Source organism: Ideonella margarita (assembly GCF_038066635.1).
Classification (GTDB): domain Bacteria; phylum Pseudomonadota; class Gammaproteobacteria; order Burkholderiales; family Burkholderiaceae_C; genus Ideonella; species Ideonella margarita.
Genome location: NZ_JBBUTI010000012.1, coordinates 37,668 through 59,784, shown reverse-complemented (window position 1 = coordinate 59,784; position 22,117 = coordinate 37,668). Strand labels below are relative to the sequence as shown.

The window sequence follows — 22,117 nt, the reverse complement described above, 5'->3', positions numbered from 1 at the left end:
CACACTTCAGGCAAGGGACAACGCAAAAAAGATCACCGGCAGCGCCGTCGTTCGCTTTAAACAAGCTGAACAACACAGCGCGGAGACGCAATGTGAGCGCCCCCCCTGTTGCCGTCTGTGCGCTGGCGAACACGGCATGTAGGGGATCTGTGCGTCATCGCACATACACCAGCAATTCAAAGCCACTACATTGCATCGAAGGCCCTGCAACACGCAGGGTCAGGGGCGCTCATGCAGGCCGCCATCACCACGGAACGCCTTTCCTGAAATGAGCACCTTGCAAGCCACGATGTCTGCCAATGCCAATGCCCGCGACAACCAGTTGCTGGCCGTCTTGCCCGAAGCAGTCTGGACCCGATGGCGCGACATGCTGGAGCCCATCGACCTGCCGCTCGGGCATGTGCTGTACTAGTCCGGCAGCACGATGTCGCATGTGGTGTTTCCCACCAGCGCCATCGTCTCGCTGTTGTATGTGATGGAAGACGGTTCCTCCGCCGAGATCGCCGTGGTCGGCCGCGAGGGTGTGGTCGGCATCGCGCTGTTCATGGGCGGCGAATCACCCCCCAGCCGGGCCGTGGTGCAGAGCGCCGGCAAGGGCTTCAAGATGCGTGCCGCTGCCATCAAGGACGAGTTCAACCGCTCGGTGCCGGTGCTGCACCTGTTGCTGCGCTACACGCAGGCGCTGATCACGCAGATGTCGCAGACGGCGGTGTGCAACCGCCACCACTCACTCGACCAGCAGTTGTGCCGCTGGCTGCTGCTGAGCCTGGACCGCCTGCCGGGCGTGGAGCTGGTGATGACCCAGGAGCTGATTGCCAACATGCTGGGCGTGCGCCGGGAAGGCGTGACCGAAGGCGCGCTCAAGCTGCAGCGCGCGGGGCTGATCAAGTACGCACGCGGCCACATCACGGTGCTCGATCGCCCGGGCCTGGAAGCCCGGTCGTGCGAGTGCTATGACGTGGTCAAGCGCGAATACGACCGGCTGCTGCCGAAGTCACAGGCCGACTGAAGCGCCACGCTGGCCACGCTGCGCAGGCGGCTGCAAGGCCTCTCCCCGCTGCGGTGCCCACGGCCCGGCCGGCACCACCTGCGGGGCGGGCGGGTCAGCCAGGTAATGCGGCGACATGATCTGCACACCGTTTTCATTGAACACGTCCTGCACATTGGCATGCAGCGCACTCAGCGCCTCGGCGCGGCGGCGCGGGGCGTTGTTGTTGCCCTGGGCGCACAGGCGGTACTCCACGTAGAAATCACTCAGCGCGGACTGGATGACATACGGCGCCGGAACGGCGGCCACACCGGGCGTGCGCGATGCCGCTTCCAGCAGCATGGCGTGCACCTGCCGCCAGGGCGTGGAGTAGCCGATGGTGACGGCCGTGTGCAGCACGAACTGGCCGTCCTCCACCAGGCGCGAGAAATTGCGCACGGGCTGGCCGAACACCACCGAGTTCGGCAGGATCACCTCTTCACCCATCCCGGTCTGCACCCGGGTGGCGAACAGGCCGACCTGCGTGACCGTGCCTTCGGTGTCGCCGATCTTCACGTACTCACCCACCCGCAGCGCGCGGGAGTACATCAGGCTCAGGCCCGACATGGCCTGCCCGACCACGCTGGACGCCCCGAGCGACAGCATCAAGCCTGCCAGCACCGACAAGCCCTTGAAGGCCTCGCTGTTCGAGCCCGGCAGGTACGGGTACGCCATGGCCAGCGCAAACAGCCACACCACCACCTGCGCCAGCCGGCGTGTGGGGCCGGCGGTGTCCTTGTCGAGCCAGCCCAGGCGCACTTCACCGCGCTCCACACGCTCCAGCAACAGGCATTGCGCCTGCGACACCAGCCGCGCCAGCCCGAAGATCAGCAAAGCCGTGAGCAGGCCCGGCACCGCCCCCAGCGTGGCGCTGAAGAACTGGCCCAGCACGTCCATCAGCCAATCAAAAGACCGCAGGCCCCAGGAGCGTGTCCAGCTGAACTGCTGCAGCACGAAGCTGGCCCACAGGTCGATCACCAGCACGATCAGGCCCCAGGAGAGCGCCGTCACCACCCACTGCACGCCGGAATTGGCATGGTCGACATAGGTGCTGACGATGGCCGCATGGCCTTGCTTGCGGCGCAGCAGCACCAGCCAGGCCCGCAGGCGCGCCACGGCCTTGTCCTGCACCAGCCACAGCAGGCGCACCAGCAAGGCGGCCACCACCGTGGCCGCCGCCGTCCAGGCCAGGCCGACCCACCAGATGTCGGCGGCATTGCCGGCTGTGCTCATCGCGCCCATCGCCACTCCTTCAATTGCAGCGGCCGATCAGACCAGCGGGCCGAGGAAGCGACGCTCCCAGGCGCTGATCTCGCGCAGGAAGCTGTCGTGCTCCAGGCCCTTCACGGCCAGGTAGGCCTGCACAAAGCCTTTTCCCAGCAGGCGCGGTGCCGAGGGGCTGCGCGCCAGTTGGGCGTGGGCCTCGGCAAACGTGCGCGGCAAGGTGTGCGCCTGGGCATAACCGTCGCCGGTGATGGGGTCGGCCGGGATGATGGCTTCGTCCATGCCCGCGAGGCCCGCGGCCAGGCTGGCGGCCAGCACGAGGTAGGGGTTGGCGTCCGACCCGGCGATGCGGTTTTCCACCCGCCGCGCCACCGGGGCGCTGGTCGGCACGCGCAGGCCTGCCGTGCGGTTGTCGTGGCCCCACTCCAGGTTGATCGGCGCCTGGCTGCCCGACACATAACGCCGGTAGGAGTTGACGTGCGGCGCATACAGCAGCATCAGGTCGGGGCCGTAGGTTTGCAAGCCGCCGATGTAGTGCAGAAAGGCCGGTGACGCCGTGCCGTTGGCATTGCTGAAGATGTTCTCGCCCGCCGCATTCACCACGCTCTGGTGCAGGTGCATCGAGCTGCCCGCCTCACCCGCGATCGGCTTGGCCATGAACACGGCGTTCAACCCGTGCTGCAGCGCCACTTCCTTGGCGGCGTACTTGAACAGGAAGGCCTGGTCGGCCAGCGCCAGCGCATCGCCGTGCATCAGGTTGATCTCGTACTGGCTGCAGCCCACCTCATGAATCCAGGTATCGCCGCGGATGCCCAGCGTGTCGATGGCCGCGTGAAAGGCATCCCAGAATGGGCCGAGCTCATCGAGCATGTTCAGGCTGAAGGCCGACTGGCCCACCTCGGCCCTGCCACCGCGGCCCACCGGCGCCACCAGCGGCTGCGCGGGGTCGGTGCAGGGCGCCGTCAGGTAGAACTCGATCTCGGGCGCCACCACGGGCGTCAGGCCACGCTCGGCATACCGGGCCAGCACGGCCTTGAGCACCGAGCGCGGCGCGAAGGCGCAGTGCTCACCACTCAGCTCGATGCAGTCGTGGATGGCAAGGTAACGCGGGCTGCTGGCCCAGGGCATGCGGCGCACGGTGGCCATGTCGGGCACCAGGCGCACGTCTGGGTCTTCGTCCGGGAAGATCGGGTCGTACGAATACTCGCCCGTCACGCACTGCATCGGAATGGCCTGGGCCATGCGCAATTCCTGGCCTTTGGCGAAGCTGGCCGCGGGCATCAGCTTGCCGCGCGGATAACCCGTCACATCAGGAAAGAGGCACGCCACGTCGCGCACGCCCTCACGCTGGAAGGTGGCCAGCAGCTCGGCCGGGCTGGGGTTGGCGGCCTTGTTGGCGGCGTTGTTTGCAGCGGCAGCATCAATCGTCATGTCAGCATCAAGGCTGTGGTGATGACCCATTTTGCGCCGAGAAGCGGACACCAGGGCGCTGATGGCAACCCTGAGGGTTTGGGAGACACTGTGGCGTCACGCCGACTCACCCACGCTCACCCCGGAGGCCCTGGCCCATGTCGACCCGCATGTTCTTGATGCCCACCCGCACCCTGCCCGTGCTGGCCACCCTGGTTGCCGCGCTGCACGCCCTGCCGGCCCAGGCTCAAGCCATGGCGCCGGCCACCAACGAAGCCTCAGGTGCCACCGCGCCGGTTTATGACGCGGCCCTGGCCCGTCAACTCGGCGCCGATGAGCGCGGCATGCGCCCGTATGTGCTGGCCATCCTGAAGACCGGCCCCACGCCAGTGCCGGCCGGGCCAGAGCGCGACGCGATGTTCAAGGGCCACTTCGACAACATCAGGCGCATGGCCGCCGAGGGCACGCTGGTGACCGCCGGCCCGCTCGACGGCCAGGAAGGACGTCGCGGCCTGTACATCTTCGCGGTGCCCAGCATTGAGGCGGCTCGGCTGCTCACCGCCACCGACCCGGTCATTGCCAAGGGCGAGATGGTGGCGGAGTTCCACCGCTTCTACGGTTCAGCGGCGCTGATGCTCGTCAACCAGACCCACGGCCGCATCAGCCAGACGGCCCCCTGACCACAACGGCCGGGCCGCGTCTGGCATGGCAGACAGCGGCTTGGGCGACGCCGCCATCAGGTCAGCCGGCTCGTCGGCCAGCAGCTTGCGCAGCAGGTAGGGCTGCAGCCCGCCGTGGCGCAGGTATTCGGCCTCCAGCGCCGTGTCCACGCACAGCCGCAGGGGGCATTGCACATGGCCGCCTTCGGCGCGGTGGATGTGCAGCGTCACTGTCTGCCCGGGTTGCCAGCGGCCATCGGCGGTGAGGTGGGTGTCCACGTCGAACCGCTCGTCACCCTGCAGGTGCAGGCCGGCGATGCTGTCGGTGTCCATGAACTGCAGCGGCAGCACGCCCATGCCGACCAGGTTGGCGCGGTGGATGCGCTCGAAGCTGCGGGCAATCACTGCCCGCACCCCCAGCAGTCGGGTGCCCTTGGCGGCCCAGTCCCGGCTGGAGCCGCTGCCGTAGTCTTCACCGGCAAACACCAGCACCGGCGTGCCAGCCTGCTGGTAGATCATCGCCGCATCAAACACCGAGCTCACCTGCCCGCCCGGCTGCATCGGCGTGACGCTGCCCTCGGTGGGGCCACCGCCCTGGCGCGCCGGCATCATCAGGTTGCGCAGGCGGCCGTGGGCGAAGGTGCCGCGCACCATCACCTCATGCTGGCCACGCCGAGCGCCATAACTGTTGAAGTGGGACGGGCTCACACCCTGAGCCTGCAACCACTGCCCCGCATTGGAAAACTCGTTGATGGCACCGGCCGGGCTGATGTGGTCGGTGGTGATGGCGTCACCCAGCATCAGCAAGGCGCGGGCGCCCTGGATGGGCTGCCAGGCGGGCAAGGCCATGGTCACGTCGTCCAGGAAAGGCGGCCGGGCCAGGTAGGTGGACGGCGCCCAATCCCAGGTCAGGCCGGCGGGCACGTCGAGCATGGTCCAGGCGGGGCTGAGCTGGTCAGTGTGGGCATACAGGCGCTGGTAGGCCGCAGCACCGCCCGCCAAAGCCTGCGCCTCGGCCACGTCAGCGGCGCTGGGCCACAGCTCATGCAGCCACACGGGCTGGCCGTGGCGGTCCAGGCCCAGCGCTTCGGTGGTCAGGTCGATGCCGATGCGGCCGGCCAGCGCAAAGGCCACCACCAGCGGCGGGCTCATCAGGAAGTTGGCTTGCACGGCCGGGTGGATGCGCGCCTCGAAATTGCGGTTGCCACTGAGCACGGCCACACCCACCACCGGCTCCGCCCCCAGCGCGGCCATCACCGCATCGGGCAGCGGCCCGCTGTTGCCGATGCAGGTGGTGCAGCCATAAGCCACCACCTGAAACCCCAGCTCGGCCAACGGCGCGAGCAAACCCGCGCGCTGCAGGTAATCGGTGACCACCCGCGAACCCGGCGCCAGTGAGGTCTTGATGCGGGCGGCCACCCGCATGCCCCGGGCCACCGCGCGCTGCGCCAGCAGGCCCGCCGCCAGCATCACCTGCGGGTTGGAGGTGTTGGTGCAAGAGGTGATCGCCGCGATCAGCACATCGCCATGCGCCAGCGGCCCCTGGGTGGGCTGCACGCCGTAGCCGCCCAGCGTGGTGGGGCTGTTGAGCAAGGCCTCGAAGCGGGCGGGCAACTCGGGCAAAGGGATCAGATCTTGCGGGTGGCTCGGCCCGGCCACGCAGGGCACCACGGTGGTCAAGTCCAGGGGCACGACGCGGGAGTAATCGATGTCACCCGCACGCGGCATGCCGAACAGGCCCTGGGCCTGGAAATAGCTGCGGAAGGCATCAACGGCAGCCGCGCTGCGCCCGGTGTCCAGCAGGTAGCCGGCCGTCACGTCATCGGGCGGAAAGAAGCCGATGGTGGCGCCATATTCGGGTGCCATGTTGGACACGGTGGCGCGGTCGGGCAGGCTGAGGCTGGCGGCGCCCTCGCCGAAGAACTCGACGAACTGCCCGACCACGCGGGCTTGCCGCAGCCGCTGGGTGAGCAGCAGCACCAGGTCGGTGGCGGTGGTGCCGGCGGGCAGCTGGCCGGTCAGGTGCACGCCCACCACATCGGGCGTCAGCAGCGTCACGGGCTCGCCCAGCATGGCCGCCTGGGCCTCGATGCCGCCCACGCCCCAGGCCAGCACGCCCAGGCCGTTGATCATGGTGGTGTGGCTGTCGGTGCCCACCAGGCTGTCGGGGAAGTAGGTGCCGTCGCGCTCATGCACGCCCGGCGCCAGAAACTCCAGGTTCACCTGGTGGACGATGCCCACACCCGGCGGCACGGCGCGCACGCGGTCAAACGCCTGCGTGCCCCAGCGGATGAAGCGGTAACGCTCGTTGTTGCGCTCGAATTCCAGCCGGCCATTCAGTGCCAGCGCATCGGGGCCGCGCCAGTGGTCCACCTGCACCGAGTGGTCGACCACCAGATCCACCGGCACACAGGGCGTGACACGCACTGCCGCGGCGCCCAGACGCTGGGCCCGGTCGCGCATCGCGGCCAGGTCGCACAGCAGCGGCACGCCGGTGAAGTCTTGCAGCAGGATGCGCGAGACCACCATCGGCAGCTCCTCGGTGCGCGGCGCTTGCGGCTGCCAATTGGCCAGCGCGCGCACCTGCGCTTCCGTGACGCGCACACCGTCCACATGGCGCAGCATCGATTCAAGCACCATGCGCAGCGACACTGGCAGCCGCGACACCTCACCCAGCCCGAGCGGCCCCAGCGCGCTCAGCGCATGCAGCCACCCTTGCTGCCCGGAGGCCAGGGTGAACGGGCGCAGGGTGTCGGTGGGGCTCAGTGGCATGGCGGCTCTCCAGTTGAACAGCGCCTGAGCATGGCCGGGGGCTGTGCGCCGGTCTGTGCGCTGGGCAGCAGCCAGCCGGCCGCCGCCCCGCTACGCTGAATGACCGCCTGCCAGCAGGCCCTCTGGAGTGACCATGCCCGACGGTTTCCGACTGGAACACGACAGCATGGGCGACATCCCCGTGGCGCACACCGCCCTGTGGGGCGCACAGACCCAGCGGGCGCTGCTGCACTTCGCGATCTCCACCGAGCAGCCGCCCTGGGGCTTGTGGATGGCGCTGGTGCACATCAAGCGGGCTGCGGCCGAGGTGAATGCCGAACTGGGCTTGTTGCCGCCGGCCATGGCCTCGGCCATCGTGGATGCCGCAGCAGAAATGCTGGCCGGCCATCATCCGGGCGCGTTTCCGCTGGGGATCTGGCAAACCGGCTCAGGCACGCCCTGCAACATGAACGTGAACGAGGTGCTGGCCAACCGGGCTTCCGAGTTGATGGGCGCTGGAAGGGGCAACTTGCGCTGCGTGCATCCGAATGACCATGTGAACCTCGGGCAGTCGTCGAACGACGTGTTCCCGACCGCCATGCACCTGGCCGCCGGCACGCAGCTCAGCCAGCAACTGCTGCCGGCGCTGCAACGCCTGCGCGACACCCTGCACGGGCACGCCACCCGGCACGCGCAACTCGTGAAGCTGGGCCGCACGCACCTGCAGGACGCGACGCCCATCACCGTGGGCCAGGAGGTGTCGGGCTGGGTGGCCCAGCTGGACGCGGCGCAGGCCCATCTGCACCAGCACTGGACCGGCCTGCTGGGCCTGGCGATTGGTGGCACGGCGGTGGGCACGGGCCTGAACACCCACCCGGCGTTTGGCACCCGGATGGCGTTGTGGCTGGCGGCCGACACCGGCCTGGCCTGGCACTGCGCTGACAACCGCTTCGCGGCGCTGGCCGCGCACGACGCGCTGGTCAGCCTGCACGGCGCCCTCAAGGGCCTGGCCGTGGCCTTGACCCGCATCGCCAATGACTTGCGCTGGCTGGCCTCGGGCCCGCGCGGCGGGCTGGGTGAATGGCACCTGCCGCCGAATGAGCCGGGCAGCTCGATCATGCCCGGCAAGGTCAACCCCACGCAGTGCGAAGCGATGCTGATGCTGTGCATGCAGGTGATGGCCAATGACGTGGCCATGAGCTTCGGTGGCGCCGCCGGCATGCTGGAGCTCAACACCGCCAAGCCATTGCTGGCCCACAACCTGCTGCAAAGCCTGCGCCTGCTGGCCGACGGCATGACCAGCTTCGAGCGCCATTGCGTGGCCGGCATGCAGCCCGATGCGGCGCGGATGCGCGCGCTGCTCGACGGCTCGCTGATGCTGGTGACGGCCCTGGCGCCGCACATCGGCTATGAGGCCGCTGCGGCCATCGCCCAGCGGGCCGAGGCCACCGGCAGCAGCCTGCGCGAGGCTGCACTCGCGCTGGGCAGCGTCAATGCCCGCGACTTTGACGCCTGGACCGACCCGGCGAACATGGTTTGATCAGCCGCCCCGACCGCCGCCATCCACGATTGGACGTGTGCCTCTAGCCGCCGGGCAAGCCTGGCGTCAACCGGCGGGGCCAGAATTGCGGCTCGACACCGAGATCGGTGCCGCCATCTGCACTGACATCTGCACTGCCAACTGAGGAGACAAACCATGAGCTTCAAGGACATCTATGTGGTGGGTGCCGCGCGCACGGCCATCGGCACCTTCGGCGGATCGCTCAAGGACGTGCCGCTGACCCAGCTGGCCACGCTCACCGTCAAGACCGCCATGGCCCGCGCCGGCGTTGACCCGACCCGGGTTGGCCAGGTGGTGATGGGCAACGTGATTCCCACCGACACCCGCGACGCCTACCTTTCGCGCGTGGCCGCCATCGAAGCCGGCATTCCGCAGGAAACTCCGGCCTTCAACGTGAACCGCCTGTGCGGCTCGGGCCTGCAGGCGATGCTGCTGGCGGCGCAATCGCTGCAGATGGGCGATGCCGACGTGGCGATTGGCGCTGGCGCCGAGTCGATGAGCCGCGGCCCTTACCTGATGCCAGCTGCCCGCTGGGGCCAGCGCATGGGTGACGCCGTGATGACCGACTACATGCTCGGCATCCTGCACGACCCCTTCCACAAGATCCACATGGGCATCACCGCCGAAAACGTGGCGGCCCAGGAAGGCATCACCCGCCAGATGCAGGACGAGCTGGCCGTGGTGAGCCAGCAGCGCGCCGCCCGTGCCGTGGCCGAAGGCCGGTTCACCTCGCAGATCGTGCCGGTGGAGATCGCCAGCCGCAAGGGCACCATCAGCTTCGCCACCGACGAGCATGTGCGTGGCGACACCACCGTGGAATCACTGGCCAAGATGCGCCCGGCTTTCAAGCCGGACGGCAGCGTGACCGCCGGCAACGCCTCGGGCCTGAACGACGGCGCCGCCGCGCTGGTGCTGGCTACCGGTGATGCGGTGAAAGCCCAGGGCCTGAAGCCGCTGGCCCGGCTGGTGAGCCACGGCCACGCCGGCCTCGACCCCAAGCTGATGGGCCTGGGGCCCGTGCCGGCCACGCGCATCGCGCTGCAACGCGCCGGCCTGCAGGTGGGCGACATCGACGTGATCGAAGCCAACGAAGCCTTTGCGGCCCAGGCCTGCGCGGTGGCCAAGCTGCTGGGGTTTGATCCGGAGAAGGTGAACCCGAACGGCTCGGGCATTTCGCTGGGTCACCCGGTGGGGGCCACGGGCGCGATCATCGCCACCAAGGCGATCTACGAGCTGCACCGCACGGGCGGCCGCTACGCGCTGGCTACCATGTGCATTGGCGGTGGCCAGGGCATTGCGGCCATCTTCGAGCGCTGCTGATCGGACTGAAACCAGCGGCCTCAGTCCAGCGGCCAGACGGTGTCGCCTTCGCCCGCCGAGCAATCGTCGGGCAATGGCGCACCGTCACGCCGCAGCACGATCTGCCGCGCGTCGTGGCAGAACTCCAGGCGCTGGGCGCCGGGGTGCTGCGCCCGGGCAAACGCTTCCAGCGCATCGGGCATGCTGACGCGGTAAACCGCCGCGGCCAGATCGGCCTCAGGGTGGTCGCTGTTGTGCACATAGGGCACCAGCGGCGCCAGCCACACCACCGGCCGCCAGCGCACCTGCACCGGCGTGGGCACATAGCCCGCAGCCTGCAGCCAGGCTTGTGCGGCGGCGCGCGTGGTGGCGGGGGTAGTGGCGGGGGTAGTGGCGGGGGTAGTGGCGGGGGTAGTGGCCACCGCTGCGGGTGCCGCTTCTGACGATGCCGGCACGCTCAATCGCCCCCAGCTCACGGCCATCAGCTCGGCCACCCACTGGTTGCAGTTCTGGAACGTGGTGCTGAAGGCATACGCATTGGCGCTGTAGGCCGGGTGCAGCACCGACAGGGCGGTGGGCTTGTCGAGCGCGCTCTGCGCCAGATCGGCCGCCGCACCGGGCGGCAGCAGCAGCACCGACACGTGGCCGAGTGCCGGGTTGTCGGCGCCCATCACGAAGCCGGGCAAGCCCTGGTCAAACAGGCGCGGCGCCCCTTCTTCGCAGGCGTAATACAGCTGGCGCACCGCCCAGGGGCTGGCGGCGCTGTCACGCAGGGCCAGGCCGGCATGCGAATACCGCAGGCCCACCCGACGCAGGTCGGTGCCCGAGCGGGCGATCAGCGCGAGGGCCTGGCCACTGGCGGCCAACTCCGCCTTGATGCGGCCGGCAAACCGCAGCAGACGGTCTTGCTCAGGCGCGCCCAGACGCGACGGGCTGTCGCACAGGCGCAGCGATGCACTGCCGCTGCTGAAGGCGAAAGCCGGACTGCTGGTGGCAAGCCCGGCCAGCAACACCAGCAACGCACACAGGCCCGCCGGGCTCACCGAGCCCGTCAAACGCATCAGAGCACGACGACCTGGCTGCCCAGTTCGCGGTACACCGCGTCGTCCAGCACCAGGAAGAAGGCGCGGCCGCTGGTAGCGTCGGCAAAGGCCACGCCGTAGTCGCGGGCCTGTGCGGCCACCACGCCGCCCACGGTCACCTGGGCGGCTTCGGCCACGGTTTGCGGCATCCAGACGAACAGCCCACCTTCGGCGCTGGCGTCGGCCACGGCTTGCAGTTGCACACGGACCAGGCCCGGGCGCTGCTCGGCCACGGTGATGTCGATGACGCGGTAATCGCCGGCCGCCGTGCGTTCCTGGCCCGACGAGGACTTGCTGGACTTCTCGATCGAGGTGGACGAGCTGCCCACCGACTGCGACGCCGCGCTGGACGCCGAGGAGGTGATGGTGTCAGCCAGCGCAGGTTGGGTGGCGGCCACGGCCAGCACAGCGGCGCAGGCCCAACGGAAGGAAGCAGAACGCATGGTGAACTCCGGCCCGCAGGCGAAATGGATGTAGGGATGGATTTGAAAAAACAGATCAAAAGATCTCGGGAATGGCCTGGATCTTACGTCGTCATCCCCCTGACACGGCCCAAGGCGAGCATGCTGCGCTTGTGCCCGGTTGTAGGCACTTGTGACTGCCCTGCCCCATGCCGCACCCACACCTGCCAGCGACCTTGTCCGACCACACTGACGCCCGCACTGAGGCCTGCACCAGCACGTCAGCGCCTCTCGCCCAGCCGCAACGCCGCTTGTGGTGTGCGGCGGCCGCGGGCTGGCTGGTGGCCGGGTGCGCGCCTTTGGCACGCCAGGGCGAAGCCGGCCCACCCGACAGCGCCACCGCAGCGCTGCCCACCGGCAGCCGCGGCCCGCTGCCCTTCACCGGCGGCGGCGATGTGGGCAGCCTGCCCGCCGGCTGGCACCCGCACATCATGCGGCGTGACCTGCCGCCCACCCACTACGAGCTCACCCGCAAGGACGGCCGCATGGTGGTGCAGGCCGACGCGGCGCGCTCGGTGTCGGGCTTGCGCTGCGATGTGAACATCGACCCGAGGCAAACGCCGTGGCTGAACTTTTCATGGCGGGTGGATGAGATCGACCCTCGCGCCACCGTGGCCGACGACGATCTGGACGATGCGCCGGCCCGCGTGGTGATCACCTTCGACGGCCCGCCGCCCAAGCTCACGCTGCGCGAAACCATCTTCCACGAGCAGGTGGAGCTATTCACGGGCCATGTGCTGCCGCACGCCACGCTGATGTACGTGTGGGACGGCCAGGGCCCGCTCGAGGCCATCTTCCAGTACCCGCGCAGCTCGCGCATCCGCTACCTGGTGGTGGACAGCGGCGCGGCGCACCTCGGTGAGTGGCGACAGCACCGCCGAAACGTCGCGCTCGATTACCAGCGCGTGTTCGGTGAGCCGCCACCCGGGCGCATCCGCCACGTCGGTGTGCTCACCGACAGTGACGATCTGCGCATCCAGAGCAGGGCCTGGTTTGGTGATTTGAGCTTCAGCGCCTGAAAGGACGCTGGCCTGTTCCACGTCGACGCAGGCGCTGGCTCAGACAGCCGGCTGCAAACCACCCGCAGCCACCGTGGCCGGTGCGCCCAGCGCATCGGTCAGCACCCCAGCCACCATGTCGGCGGTCACGGCACTCAGCGTCCAGCCCAGGTGGCCGTGGCCGGTGTTGTAAAACACCGTCGGCAAACGACCGCGGCCCACACGCGGCAGCATGTCGGGCAGCATCGGCCGCAAGCCGGCCCATGGCACCACGCTGCGGGTGCTCACGCCCGGGAAGCACTGGTTCACCCAATCCACCAGCGGCTTGATGCGGTCAGCGCGGATGTCACGGTTCATGCCGTTGAACTCGGCCGTGCCGGCCACGCGGAAGCGGTCGACGCCCAGGCGGCTGGTGACGAGCTTCGTGGCGTCGTCCAGCAGGCTCACCTGTGGCGCGGCCGCCTGGCTCTGTGCGTCATTCAGGTTCACGGTGATGGAGTAGCCCTTCACCGGGTAGATGTTGACCCGGTCACCCAGGCCCGCGGCAATCGCGCGGCTGGCGGTGCCGGCACACACCACCACGGCGTCAAAGGCCAAGGTCTGCTCTCCGGCGTCGGTGGCCACGCTGATGCGGGCCTGGCTGGCATCGGCTTCCACGCGGCGCACGTCCTGGCCGTACAGGCAGTTCACGCCCCGGCGTTGCGCGGCAGCGGCCAGGCCGGTGGTGAACTTGTGGATGTCGCCGGTGGCGTCGCTCTCGGTGTAGAAGCCGCCGTAGTAAGCGCCGGCCAGCGTGGGCTCGATGGCCCGCATCTCGGCCGGTGTGACGGCACGGCGGGGCAAGCCGCCCTGGGCCAGCAGCTCGCTCACCTTGGCGGCGTGGTCGAAGCCGGGCTTGTCGCGGTAGATGTGCAGGATGCCCTGGCGGCGCAGGTCGAAATCAACGCCCTCTTCGGCGGCCCACGCATACAGGTGGTCGCGCGCGGCAATCGCCAGCTTGGCGGTGGCCACGGTGTTGCGCTCGTAGTGCGGGATGTTGGCGATGAACTCGGCGAACCAGCTGAGCTTGTGCCAGCTGGGCTTCGGGTTCACCAGCAGCGGTGCGTCGCTGCGCAGCATCCACTTCAGGCCCTTGACCACCGTGGACAGGTGGTTCCAGACCTCGGCGTTCGAGGCCGACAACTGCCCGCCATTGGCGAACGAGGTTTCCATCGCGGCGTAGCGATGCTTTTCGAACAGGGTGACGGTGTGGCCGCGGCGGGCCAGGGCATAGGCGGTGGTGACGCCGGTGATGCCGCCGCCAACGACGGCAATGGTGCGAGACATGCGAAGTGCTCCATGGAACGTCGATCAGGGACGCCTGCAGCGCACCCATGCGGCAGCAGGCACCCCCTCTGTTCCATGACCTGAGAGATTCACACCCGGCCTTGGGCGGCGGGCATTTGCTCCTTCGGTGCACCGGGTGACGACACCGGCGGCTCTTCAGAGTGACTTCGCAACGCACCGGTCCTGGGGCCTGAGAGTTTCCGGGGTGGTTGCTCCTTCGGCGCCTTCACCACCTGTGTCTCAAGGGGTGTCGGGCTCTCCCGATGCGTTGTCAGCGGGTGCTTGATCAGAGATTTCTCAGGCACCCGTTGCGGGCCGGACTATGCCACAGGCCCCGCCAGCTTGTCATCACGGTGCACGTAGACTGGCGGCCATGCTGACCCGTTTTTCACACTGGCGCGCACGGCGCTGCAGCGCCCTGGCGCCCAGGTTCGCGGCCATCACGGCCATGGCGGCTGCCCTGTGCTGCCTGGCCTTGCCAGCCACCGCGACCGAGAGCGCCGCCGCGGCCAAGCCCGGGCAGTCGGCGAAGGCCGCGGCCGCCACAGCGCCCGCTGCCCCCTCTGCCGCAACACCCGCCGCCCCGCTGGTGCAGGTGCGCTGGGCCGTGGGCGACACCCGCCGCTATGTGCTGACCAAGACCCGCGCCCGCGCACGCAACGACCTGGTTGAGCAGGCGCAGAGCAGCGACACGCCCATCGACGTGCAGGTGCTGGCCGTGAATGGCGAGCAGAGCGTGCTGGCCTGGCGCTACGGCGAAACCCGGCTGGATGATGCCGAGGCAGCGGCCAACCCGATGGTGCGGCAGATGTCGAACCTGATGAAGGGCCTGACGCTGGAGCTGGTGGTGTCGCACGACCGCGGTGTGGTGGGCCTGCGCAACTGGCGCGACATCCAGGCGCTGATGGACAAGGTGTTGACCGACATGGGCACGATGCTGCGCAGCAACGGCATGACAGACGCCGCCGTGGCCGGGGTGATGCAGCAGGTTCGGCCGATGTTCGCGACCGAAGCACAGATGGTGGCCACCAGCACCCGCGAGGCCCAGCTGATGTTCAGCCTGCTGGGCAAGCCGGTGGGTATGAACCAGCCCTTCAGCTACGACGCGGCCCTGCCAAATGCGCTGGGCGGTGAGGCCATTCCAGGCCGCGGCGAGTACCAGGTGATGCAGCAGGAAGGCCCCAGCGCCACCATCGGCTGGCAGCAGAAGGTAGACAGCGCGGCGTTCCAGCGCATCATGTCGCGCACCTTGACCGACATGGCCACGCGCATGGGCAAGCCCACGGCCAACATCGGTGAAACACTGGCCAACCTCACGGTTGATGACCGCGCCGAATTCAAGGTCGACCTGCGCAGCGGCTGGCCGACGGCCGTGACGCACATCCGCCGCACGGGCTCGTCGCTGCGTTCACAAACCGACACCACCAGCCTGGTGGCTGCCCCCTGAAGGAGCCGACCGATGCTGATCGCCACCAACCTGATCCTGGGCCTGGCCGCAGCGGGCGGTGCAGGCATGTGGTGGCGCACCCAGCGGCGTCTGAAATTGCTGGAGCGCGAGCGCTTCATTCGCGGTCATGTCTTCCCGGCGCGGCTGCTGAATGGCTTGACCGAGCGATGGCCCCACCTCACGCTGCGCGACCAGCATCTCGTGGCGCGTGCGCTGCGGCAGTGGTTCCTCATCCATGCGCGCACCCGGCCGCTGCCGGTGGCCATGCCCTCTCTCGCGGTGGATGAGCTGTGGCACCACTTCATCCTCGACACCCGGGCCTATGAGGCGTTCTGCGCGCAGGCCTTCGGCAGCTTCTTCCACCACCTGCCAGCCAGCACCGGTGCGATGGCCACCGCGCAGGGCCGCCTGAGCGCCATGCGCCGTACCTGGCGCGCCGCCTGCCATGACGACAACATCCAGCCCCGCACACCAAGCCGGCTGCCGCTGCTGTTCGCGATCGACCACAAACTCGCAATCCCCGGACACACCTGGTGGCGCCTGGACGGCCCGCAAGGCCAACGCCGTGACAATGACACCGGCGTCGGGAGTGATGGTTGCGGGGGCGGCGAAACCGGTGACCTGCACGCCCTCACTTCCGACAGCAGCGATGGCGGTGGCTGGGGCAGCGACGGAGGCGGAGACGGCGGTGGCGATGGCGGCTGCGGCGGTGGCTGCGGCGGCGATTGATCGCTGGCTCAATGCCTGAGCCAGTGACTCATCGGGCCGCTCAGGCCCGCCTGTCGATCAGCCCTGCGGCGCCTCGGCCGCCAGCATCTGGTCGATGATCTTGCGGGCCTGCACGCCACCTGCGTCGATGTTGAGCTTCAGCAAGGCGCGGTCAGGCCAGCGCAGCAGGTTCTCCTGCTGGCGACGCAGGATCTCCATGTCCTCGGCAAAGATCTTGCCCTGGCCTTCGCGGATGGCATCGGTGAGCGCCGTGTCCTCCGGCTTGAAATGGCGGGCCATGCCCCAGAAGTACCAGCAGCTGGTGGCGCTTTCCGGGGTGATGTAGTCGACCACCACCGAGGCCACCTTGGCATGCTCGGGCGCATCGAAACCGCCCTGGCCTTCGAGGGCCACACCCACGTCGATCAACACATTGCTCGGCGGCACGAAGCGGCACACCTGCCAGCGGTCGACCTTGGCCTGCGGGTCGAGGCCATTGGCCGTCATCGCGGCTTGCCAGAACGGCGGCGCATGGATGCCGCCCATGCGGCGCTCGGTGATCACCTGGCCCGAGGGCAGCAGCTGCGTGGCCACCGGGGCCTCGTCAATTTCCTTCTGGCCGATGCTGCTGGCGTGCACATAGGTCTCGTGCGTCAGGTCCATCAGGTTGTCGACCAGCAGGCGGTAGTCGCAGGGCATGTGATACAGGCCGCCGCCGTAGGCCCAGCCCTCTTGCGCATGCCACAGCGGCACCGGAATGGCGTTCACGTCGGCCTTGGCGGCCTCGCCCGGCCACACCCAGATGAAGCCGTAGCGCTCAGCCACCGGGTAGGCCCGGGCGCAAGGGAAGCCGCGGGTGCGCTGGCCGGGCATGCTCACCGTCTTGCCATCACCGCCCATGGCCAGGCCGTGGTAGCCGCACACCAGTTGGCCGTCACGCACGAAGCCCAGCGACAGCGGGGCACCGCGGTGCGGACAGAAGTCTTCCACCGCCTGCACCTGGCCTTGCGCATCACGCCAGAAGGCGATCGGCAGGTCACAGATGCGACGGCCCAACGGCGCCTGCGCGACCTCGTCAGGCATGGCGGCCACGTACCAAGCATTCAGCGGAAACATCTCAAACTCCTTAATTTGGGATCCCATCATGGTTTTCATGCATGGATTTTGTCAATAGATGGCTACCATTGGATCCCATGAGTTCAATTCAAAGCGCCGAAGGCATTGGCACAGGCCCGCAGGCAGCCTCCTTGCTGGCCACCCTGCGCCAGCAACTGCGCGAAGGCCGCTGGCCTGCCGGCAGCCGCCTGAGTGAAGCCGGCGTGGCCGATGCGCTGGGCGTGTCGCGCACGCCGGTGCGGCTGGCATTCAAGGCGCTGGAGCAGGAAGGCCTGCTGCACAAGACCGGCAAGCGCGGCCTGGTGGTGCGTGGTTTCAGCGCCGCGGATGTGCGCAGCGCCGTGGAGGTGCGGGGCGCCCTGGAAAGCCTGGCCGTGCAACGCATTGCCGAGGCCGGTTTGCCCACCGATGCCCGGCTGGCCCTGGAAGATGCCGTGGCCCGGGGCCGCGCCCTGCTGGCAGCGGGCCACCTTCAAGCCGCCGACATTGAGCTATGGGGCGCGCTGAACCGCCAGTTCCACGAAGCGCTGCTGGCCGCCACGCAGGCCGTGACCGGCAGCAGCGTGATCACCGACGCCCTGGTGCGCAACAACCAGCTGCCCTTCGCATCGGCCGACGCGATTGCGCTGGACACCGGCGCACTGGCCAAGGAATTCGCACGGCTGCAACTGGCCCAGCTGCAACATGAATTCGTGCTCGACGCGCTGCGCCGCGGCGACGGCACCCGCGCCGCCACCTGGATGCGCGAACACGCCTTGATCGGGCTGATGAACGCCTCCACCGACACTGAACACCACGCCGCGCACAACGGCCAGGACAACTTCGCATGACCGCACCCGCCAACACCGCTTCCCAAGCCCCGCTGCTCACCGTCCAGCTCGCCCGCAAGTGGCAGGAAGCCACCGACATCTGCGGCCTCGAACTGTTGCCCCTGCCCGGTGAACACCTGCCGCCCTTCCAGGCCGGCGATCACATCGACGTGCACCTGCCCGGTGGCCTGGTGCGGCCGTATTCGCTGTGCAACAGCCCGACGGAAGCTGACCGCTACGAGCTGGGCGTGCTGGACGCGCCGCAATCGCGCGGCGGCTCACGCGCGGTGCACCTGGGCCTGCGCGCCGGGCAGACCTTGCAGATCAGCGCGCCGCGTCACCAGTTCAGCCTGGCGCCGCAGGCCGCGCACCATTTGCTGATGGCCGGCGGCATCGGCATCACCCCGCTGCTGTCGATGGCGCACGCACTGCACGCGCAGGGCGCCTCGTTCAAGCTGCACCTGGCTGTACGTTCACGCAGCCGCGCGCCCTACCTTGAACGCCTGGCCCAGCTGCCCTGGGCCGCCAGCGTGGCGCTGCACTTCGACGACGAGCCAGAAACCCGCCTCGACCTGGCCCGCGAAGTGGCCGAAGCCCCGGCCGGCAGCCACATCTACACCTGCGGGCCGCAAGGCTTCATGCAGGCGGTGCTGGGCGCCGCAGAGGCCGCAGGCTGGGGCGCTGATCGCCGCCACCAGGAATCCTTCGCCGCAGCCGCGCCCGAAGCTGGCGATCAGCCCTTCGAGCTGGAGCTGTCACGCAGCGGCCGCATCATCACCGTGGCGGCCGACCAGACCGCCGCCCGCGCCCTGACCGACGCCGGCGTGTTCCTCGCCACCTCGTGCGAGCAAGGCGTGTGCGGCACCTGCCTGACCGTGGTGCTGGCGGGTGAGCCGGACCACCGCGACCAGTACCTCACGCCTGAGGAGCAGGCCGCGAACGACCAGTTCCTGCCCTGCTGCTCGCGCGCCAAGGGTGGGCGGCTGGTGATTGACCTCTGAGCTGCGCCAGCCTCAATCGCACACCAGCGTGGCCAGCGCCTTGCCCGCGCCGGCCACCGCGGCCAGCTTGCGCTTGACGCACTCGGCCGCCTGGGCGGTGTAGGTGTAGGGCAATGACACCGGGAAGGCGGCGGTGGTCACCCAGTCGTCGGCATTGCGCGCCGTCGACGGTGAACCGCTCGTCCAGGTGATGCCGTAGGTTGCGAAGTCGGCCGGCGTGCGGATGTTGTTGGCGCGCAGGTCCCAGTAGCCGTTGCTCGGGCTGTCGCGCGCGGTCACCGGGTTCACGGCGTTCTCAAACCAGTTCGCCTCGATCAGCGCGTAGCCACCCATGCGGATGTTGGCGCCGGAGGTCGACACGCCGGAATACAGGTTGTTGTAGAGGTGGGTGAAACCGCCGCGCTGCAGCGGCAGCCGCGAGCCCACGTTCTGGTAGACGTTGTGGTGGTAGGTGATGTTGCGGTCGCTGATGTCGCTGTCGCTGGAGCCGATCAGGCCGACCTTGTGGTGATCATGGAGGTGGTTGTAGGAGAAGGTGATGTGGTGTGCCCCTGCCTTGTTGTCGAACAGACCGTCGAACTCCAGATCGCCCGCACCCGCGCATTCCTTCAGGCTGCTGAACAGGGTGTTGTGGTCGATCCAGAGGTAGCCGGGGAACTTGCCGCTGAGCCCTTCGACGCCGATGGCGTCGATCGATCCGGGCAGCAAGCCGATCGTCATGTTGCGGATGATGATGTTCGACGCATCGGCCTTGACGGCCAGGCCGAAGTTGGCCGACGAGCCGTCGACCCCCTCGATCGTCACATCCCGCTTGCCCTTGATCTCGACCACGGTGCCGGCAGGCAGCTTCCACTGGGTGCAGGGGTCGGTGATGGTGGCGAAGTCGAAGCGGCCGTCATAGCGGAGCACCAGCCCGCCCGAGCCACTGTAGGCGTCAATGGCCGCCTGCATCTGAGCGGCGGTGGACACCGTGACCGCCGCCACGCTGCCGCCCCCCGTCACCACCCCGGCCCAGCCACCGCTGTGGCCACCGGCCGGCACGGTCGGCGAGGTGGTGCTCCCCGTTGATCCGCCGGTGCTGCCACCTGTGCTGCCACCAGTGCTGCCAGACGACCCGCTGCCCGTGGTGGTGTCGGTGGCTGGGGCATCTGCGGCGGCACCGCCGCCACCGCCACAGGCCACAAGGGCGGTCAGCAAGGCAGCGGTGGTGGCCGCGAGAAGAAGGGGTCGGTGTGTCACGTGAGTTCGCTCCTGGCGTGTCGGCATTGAAGTTCGACGCCAGTCTCAACCGCGCAGGTCCGCCGGACCGGTTACGAAGCGGTACCGGTTACATCCCCTGAAGCTTGTTACCAGCGCGCCGTGGCGCAGCAGCGACCATCACTGCGCGGCGGCCTGTCGCAGGCCCCAGCGCTTGGACAAGAGGTCGATCCGCGTGATGGCCGAGTGGGCCGTCTGCGCCACATGCTCGATGCGGGCCAGCGCCTGCACCCGGCGCTCCAGCTCACGCACGGGCTGGCCGGGCGAGGACTCGATCAGTCCGGCGAGCGTGAGGATCAACCGGCCCTGATCGGTGCACAGGAACAGCACCCGGGTTTCGTCGCCGTCCAGCACTCGCAAGCGGGCATTGAGCAACTCCGCCTCGATGGCTGCACCCAGCTCGCGCAGCTCGCTCACCAGCGCGGCGGTGAACCTCAACCATTCGGAGGCAGGCGTGGAGCGGTCGATGTGGAAGGCGGTCTCGACACACCAGTGATGGATGAGCTCGACCGCGTCGAGGACGTGCGAGGTGGCCGTGCGCAAGGCATCGAGATGAGCATGGTGGCGCCTTTGCTCGGCGCTGCCTTGAGGGGTATCCATGGGCTTGTGCGGCTCCCGTGCTGTCCAGACTGAGAAGGCCCGATTGGCCATGACCCACTGTGAGCGGATACGCCCGCCATGTCTTGAGCGAAACGTGACCGCGGCAGGAGGCCCTGTCCGCACGCGGGCATGTCCCCAACGGTATAAACCGGCCCATGCCCACCGTGCCCCACACCGCTGCCCCGCCGGGCAAAGAACTCGACGACGCCAGCGCGTCACGCATCATCGAAATGGCCTGGGAAGACCGCACGCCGTTCGAGGCCATCGAGGCCCAGTTCGGCCTGAACGAATCGGCCGTCATCGCGCTGATGCGGCAGTCGCTCAAAGCCAGCTCCTACCGGCTCTGGCGCCAGCGCGTTCAGGGCCGCAAAACCAAGCATGCGGCGCTGCGGCCGGCTGGTTTGCCTACGGTGCTGCGCCACCGCGCCAACCACAGATTCCCTCAACGCTGAGTGGCCAGGACGCTGGCCTTACGGGCGCCGAATACTTCGGAAAGACCGGAACCTTCATCACTGATACGCTGCTTTATCCAGACCGTTGTGCACTGCAAACTGCAGCTTCATCACTGGATACGCTCATGGACATCACCTCTCTGCTGCTCGGCCTGATGGCCGCCACCCTTGCCATCACCGCATTCCAGGCGTGGCGCCAGGGCTGCGAGAAGCGCGACGTGCGTTTGCTCGGCACGATCAGCGGCTTGTTCGGCGCCGGAACCGTGGTGTCGGCCATTCTCTGATCGCCGCCCATGACGATTCCGCTGGCCCAGCGGCTGCGGGAAGCCGCGGCCGCGCTGGATACGGACCGGGTCTCGGTGGCCCGACTGGTACAGGCCCACGGCGCACAGGCGCACGGCAGCCTGCTGTTGTTGCTGGCACTGGCCTGCATGCTGCCGCTGCCGGGTGCCGGCACCGTGTTCGGCTTGGGCATCCTGACCATGACCTGGCCGATGTGGTGCGGGCAGGCAGAGGCCCGGCTGCCTCAACGGGTGAGCGACGTCGACATGTCGCGCGACAACGCGCACCGGGTGCTCAGCACGCTGGCGCGGCTGTACGGCATGGCGCACCACGTGTCGAAGGAACGGCTGACCTGGGCACTGGGCAACGGTGAGCATGGCGCAGCACGGCGCGGCATTGCCGCCACGGTCGCGGTGATGGCCGTGGTCGTGGTGCTGCCGATTCCGCTCGGCAACTTCCTGCCTTCGATTTCCATCGGCCTGATCGGCGTCGGGCTGGTGTTTCGCGACGGCGTGTCCGTCATGCTGGGCCAGCTGACTGCCGTGGCCACCGCCGCGCTGATGTTGACGCTGGGTGTGCTGGCAGTGGAATGGGGCGGTGACTGGGTGAACCAGTTGCTGCGCCAGTGGCCGGTCTGAGCGACCTAC

Annotated in this window: 20 protein-coding genes, 1 pseudogene and 1 riboswitch; of the genes and pseudogenes, 12 read left to right on the top strand and 9 right to left on the bottom strand. The window is 68.6% G+C overall.

Going from position 1 to position 22,117, the window contains the following annotated elements; translation table 11 throughout:
• Window positions 1-289 precede the first annotated feature (289 nt).
• Window positions 290-1,009 (top strand): annotated as a pseudogene (locus AACH00_RS16395) (Crp/Fnr family transcriptional regulator).
• On the opposite strand, the gene AACH00_RS16390 reads toward AACH00_RS16395, so the two are convergent.
• Both AACH00_RS16390 and AACH00_RS16385 read right to left on the bottom strand, forming a co-directional pair.
• Window positions 995-2,260: a mechanosensitive ion channel family protein gene (locus AACH00_RS16390; protein ID WP_341400254.1), complete on the bottom strand. Its 1,266-nt coding sequence runs from the start codon at window positions 2,258-2,260 to the stop codon at window positions 995-997. The pseudogene AACH00_RS16395 and the gene AACH00_RS16390 overlap by 15 nt on opposite strands.
• A 36-nt stretch (window positions 2,261-2,296) precedes the next feature.
• Window positions 2,297-3,682: a glutamine synthetase family protein gene (locus AACH00_RS16385; RefSeq protein WP_341400253.1), complete on the bottom strand. Its 1,386-nt coding sequence runs from the start codon at window positions 3,680-3,682 to the stop codon at window positions 2,297-2,299.
• Between the two features lie 137 nt (window positions 3,683-3,819).
• Here AACH00_RS16385 and AACH00_RS16380 point away from each other — a divergent pair, with 137 nt between their 5' ends.
• Window positions 3,820-4,341 (top strand): YciI family protein, encoded by a 522-nt coding sequence (locus AACH00_RS16380; RefSeq protein ID WP_341400251.1) that lies wholly within the window; start codon window positions 3,820-3,822, stop codon window positions 4,339-4,341.
• Here AACH00_RS16380 and acnA read toward each other — a convergent pair.
• Entirely contained in the window at window positions 4,282-7,092 is a 2,811-nt protein-coding gene (gene acnA, locus AACH00_RS16375) for an aconitate hydratase AcnA (protein ID WP_341400250.1), read from the bottom strand. The genes AACH00_RS16380 and acnA overlap by 60 nt on opposite strands.
• A gap of 133 nt (window positions 7,093-7,225) precedes the next feature.
• Between acnA and AACH00_RS16370 the strand changes: the two genes are divergently transcribed.
• Both AACH00_RS16370 and AACH00_RS16365 read left to right on the top strand, forming a co-directional pair.
• Window positions 7,226-8,611 carry a class II fumarate hydratase gene (locus tag AACH00_RS16370; protein ID WP_341400249.1) on the top strand — a complete coding sequence of 462 codons (1,386 nt, stop codon included), beginning with the start codon at window positions 7,226-7,228 and terminating at the stop codon, window positions 8,609-8,611.
• Window positions 8,612-8,767: 156 nt separating this feature from the next.
• A complete protein-coding gene (locus AACH00_RS16365) occupies window positions 8,768-9,952 on the top strand; it encodes an acetyl-CoA C-acyltransferase family protein (protein WP_341400248.1) in 1,185 nt (394 codons plus the stop codon).
• Window positions 9,953-9,972: 20 nt separating this feature from the next.
• On the opposite strand, the gene AACH00_RS16360 is transcribed toward AACH00_RS16365, so the two are convergent.
• Window positions 9,973-10,992: a DUF2145 domain-containing protein gene (locus AACH00_RS16360; protein ID WP_341400247.1), complete on the bottom strand. Its 1,020-nt coding sequence runs from the start codon at window positions 10,990-10,992 to the stop codon at window positions 9,973-9,975.
• Window positions 10,992-11,456 carry a hypothetical protein gene (locus AACH00_RS16355; protein ID WP_341400246.1) on the bottom strand — a complete coding sequence of 155 codons (465 nt, stop codon included), beginning with the start codon at window positions 11,454-11,456 and terminating at the stop codon, window positions 10,992-10,994. The genes AACH00_RS16360 and AACH00_RS16355 overlap by 1 nt, the downstream gene beginning before the upstream one ends.
• A gap of 194 nt (window positions 11,457-11,650) precedes the next feature.
• Here AACH00_RS16355 and AACH00_RS16350 point away from each other — a divergent pair, with 194 nt between their 5' ends.
• Complete coding sequence (locus AACH00_RS16350) at window positions 11,651-12,493, top strand: DUF3047 domain-containing protein (protein ID WP_341400245.1); 843 nt, start codon at window positions 11,651-11,653, stop codon at window positions 12,491-12,493.
• 39 nt (window positions 12,494-12,532) lie between these two features.
• Here AACH00_RS16350 and AACH00_RS16345 read toward each other — a convergent pair whose 3' ends face one another.
• Window positions 12,533-13,798 carry a D-amino acid dehydrogenase gene (locus AACH00_RS16345; RefSeq protein ID WP_341400244.1) on the bottom strand — a complete coding sequence of 422 codons (1,266 nt, stop codon included), beginning with the start codon at window positions 13,796-13,798 and terminating at the stop codon, window positions 12,533-12,535.
• Between the two features lie 168 nt (window positions 13,799-13,966).
• Window positions 13,967-14,071, bottom strand: a riboswitch (glycine riboswitch).
• 100 nt (window positions 14,072-14,171) lie between these two features.
• Between AACH00_RS16345 and AACH00_RS16340 the strand changes: the two genes are divergently transcribed.
• Both AACH00_RS16340 and AACH00_RS16335 read left to right on the top strand, forming a co-directional pair.
• Window positions 14,172-15,245: a hypothetical protein gene (locus tag AACH00_RS16340; protein WP_341400243.1), complete on the top strand. Its 1,074-nt coding sequence runs from the start codon at window positions 14,172-14,174 to the stop codon at window positions 15,243-15,245.
• Between the two features lie 12 nt (window positions 15,246-15,257).
• Window positions 15,258-15,974 carry a glycine-rich domain-containing protein gene (locus tag AACH00_RS16335; protein ID WP_341400242.1) on the top strand — a complete coding sequence of 239 codons (717 nt, stop codon included), beginning with the start codon at window positions 15,258-15,260 and terminating at the stop codon, window positions 15,972-15,974.
• 57 nt (window positions 15,975-16,031) lie between these two features.
• Here the strand turns inward: AACH00_RS16335 and AACH00_RS16330 are convergent, their stop codons facing one another.
• Window positions 16,032-17,069: a Rieske 2Fe-2S domain-containing protein gene (locus AACH00_RS16330; protein ID WP_341400241.1), complete on the bottom strand. Its 1,038-nt coding sequence runs from the start codon at window positions 17,067-17,069 to the stop codon at window positions 16,032-16,034.
• Window positions 17,070-17,146: 77 nt separating this feature from the next.
• On the opposite strand from AACH00_RS16330, the gene AACH00_RS16325 reads away from it, so the two are divergent.
• On the top strand, window positions 17,147-17,899 hold the full coding sequence (locus AACH00_RS16325) for a GntR family transcriptional regulator (protein WP_341400240.1): 753 nt from the start codon (window positions 17,147-17,149) through the stop codon (window positions 17,897-17,899).
• A complete protein-coding gene (locus AACH00_RS16320) occupies window positions 17,896-18,879 on the top strand; it encodes a PDR/VanB family oxidoreductase (RefSeq protein ID WP_341400239.1) in 984 nt (327 codons plus the stop codon). Before AACH00_RS16325 ends, AACH00_RS16320 begins: the two co-directional genes overlap by 4 nt.
• A gap of 12 nt (window positions 18,880-18,891) precedes the next feature.
• Here AACH00_RS16320 and AACH00_RS16315 read toward each other — a convergent pair whose 3' ends face one another.
• Together AACH00_RS16315 and AACH00_RS16310 are read right to left on the bottom strand one after the other, a co-directional pair.
• Window positions 18,892-20,118 (bottom strand): pectate lyase family protein, encoded by a 1,227-nt coding sequence (locus AACH00_RS16315; RefSeq protein WP_341400238.1) that lies wholly within the window; start codon window positions 20,116-20,118, stop codon window positions 18,892-18,894.
• Window positions 20,119-20,256: 138 nt separating this feature from the next.
• Window positions 20,257-20,736 (bottom strand): hypothetical protein, encoded by a 480-nt coding sequence (locus tag AACH00_RS16310; RefSeq protein WP_341400237.1) that lies wholly within the window; start codon window positions 20,734-20,736, stop codon window positions 20,257-20,259.
• A 155-nt stretch (window positions 20,737-20,891) separates the two neighbouring features.
• Here AACH00_RS16310 and AACH00_RS16305 point away from each other — a divergent pair, with 155 nt between their 5' ends.
• From AACH00_RS16305 to AACH00_RS16295, 3 genes are all read left to right on the top strand, one after another.
• Window positions 20,892-21,188 carry a TIGR03643 family protein gene (locus AACH00_RS16305; RefSeq protein WP_341400236.1) on the top strand — a complete coding sequence of 99 codons (297 nt, stop codon included), beginning with the start codon at window positions 20,892-20,894 and terminating at the stop codon, window positions 21,186-21,188.
• A gap of 125 nt (window positions 21,189-21,313) precedes the next feature.
• Window positions 21,314-21,472, top strand: coding sequence for a hypothetical protein (locus AACH00_RS16300; protein ID WP_341400234.1), 159 nt, complete (start codon window positions 21,314-21,316; stop codon window positions 21,470-21,472).
• Between the two features lie 9 nt (window positions 21,473-21,481).
• Complete coding sequence (locus AACH00_RS16295; protein WP_341400233.1) at window positions 21,482-22,108, top strand: exopolysaccharide biosynthesis protein; 627 nt, start codon at window positions 21,482-21,484, stop codon at window positions 22,106-22,108.
• The last annotated feature ends 9 nt before the right edge of the window (window positions 22,109-22,117 follow it).

Bases quoted from the DNA above. Each gene is read 5' to 3' on its own strand.
- AACH00_RS16390 (WP_341400254.1), bottom strand. From the start codon at position 2,260: ATGAGCACAGCCGGCAATGCCGCCGACATCTGGTGGGTCGGCCTGGCC.
- AACH00_RS16385 (WP_341400253.1), bottom strand. From the start codon at position 3,682: ATGACGATTGATGCTGCCGCTGCAAACAACGCCGCCAACAAGGCCGCC.
- AACH00_RS16380 (WP_341400251.1), top strand. From the start codon at position 3,820: ATGTCGACCCGCATGTTCTTGATGCCCACCCGCACCCTGCCCGTGCTG.
- acnA (WP_341400250.1), bottom strand. From the start codon at position 7,092: ATGCCACTGAGCCCCACCGACACCCTGCGCCCGTTCACCCTGGCCTCC.
- AACH00_RS16370 (WP_341400249.1), top strand. From the start codon at position 7,226: ATGCCCGACGGTTTCCGACTGGAACACGACAGCATGGGCGACATCCCC.
- AACH00_RS16365 (WP_341400248.1), top strand. From the start codon at position 8,768: ATGAGCTTCAAGGACATCTATGTGGTGGGTGCCGCGCGCACGGCCATC.
- AACH00_RS16360 (WP_341400247.1), bottom strand. From the start codon at position 10,992: ATGCGTTTGACGGGCTCGGTGAGCCCGGCGGGCCTGTGTGCGTTGCTG.
- AACH00_RS16355 (WP_341400246.1), bottom strand. From the start codon at position 11,456: ATGCGTTCTGCTTCCTTCCGTTGGGCCTGCGCCGCTGTGCTGGCCGTG.
- AACH00_RS16345 (WP_341400244.1), bottom strand. From the start codon at position 13,798: ATGTCTCGCACCATTGCCGTCGTTGGCGGCGGCATCACCGGCGTCACC.
- AACH00_RS16340 (WP_341400243.1), top strand. From the start codon at position 14,172: ATGCTGACCCGTTTTTCACACTGGCGCGCACGGCGCTGCAGCGCCCTG.
- AACH00_RS16335 (WP_341400242.1), top strand. From the start codon at position 15,258: ATGCTGATCGCCACCAACCTGATCCTGGGCCTGGCCGCAGCGGGCGGT.
- AACH00_RS16330 (WP_341400241.1), bottom strand. From the start codon at position 17,069: ATGTTTCCGCTGAATGCTTGGTACGTGGCCGCCATGCCTGACGAGGTC.
- AACH00_RS16325 (WP_341400240.1), top strand. From the start codon at position 17,147: ATGAGTTCAATTCAAAGCGCCGAAGGCATTGGCACAGGCCCGCAGGCA.
- AACH00_RS16320 (WP_341400239.1), top strand. From the start codon at position 17,896: ATGACCGCACCCGCCAACACCGCTTCCCAAGCCCCGCTGCTCACCGTC.
- AACH00_RS16310 (WP_341400237.1), bottom strand. From the start codon at position 20,736: ATGGATACCCCTCAAGGCAGCGCCGAGCAAAGGCGCCACCATGCTCAT.
- AACH00_RS16305 (WP_341400236.1), top strand. From the start codon at position 20,892: ATGCCCACCGTGCCCCACACCGCTGCCCCGCCGGGCAAAGAACTCGAC.
- AACH00_RS16300 (WP_341400234.1), top strand. From the start codon at position 21,314: ATGGACATCACCTCTCTGCTGCTCGGCCTGATGGCCGCCACCCTTGCC.
- AACH00_RS16295 (WP_341400233.1), top strand. From the start codon at position 21,482: ATGACGATTCCGCTGGCCCAGCGGCTGCGGGAAGCCGCGGCCGCGCTG.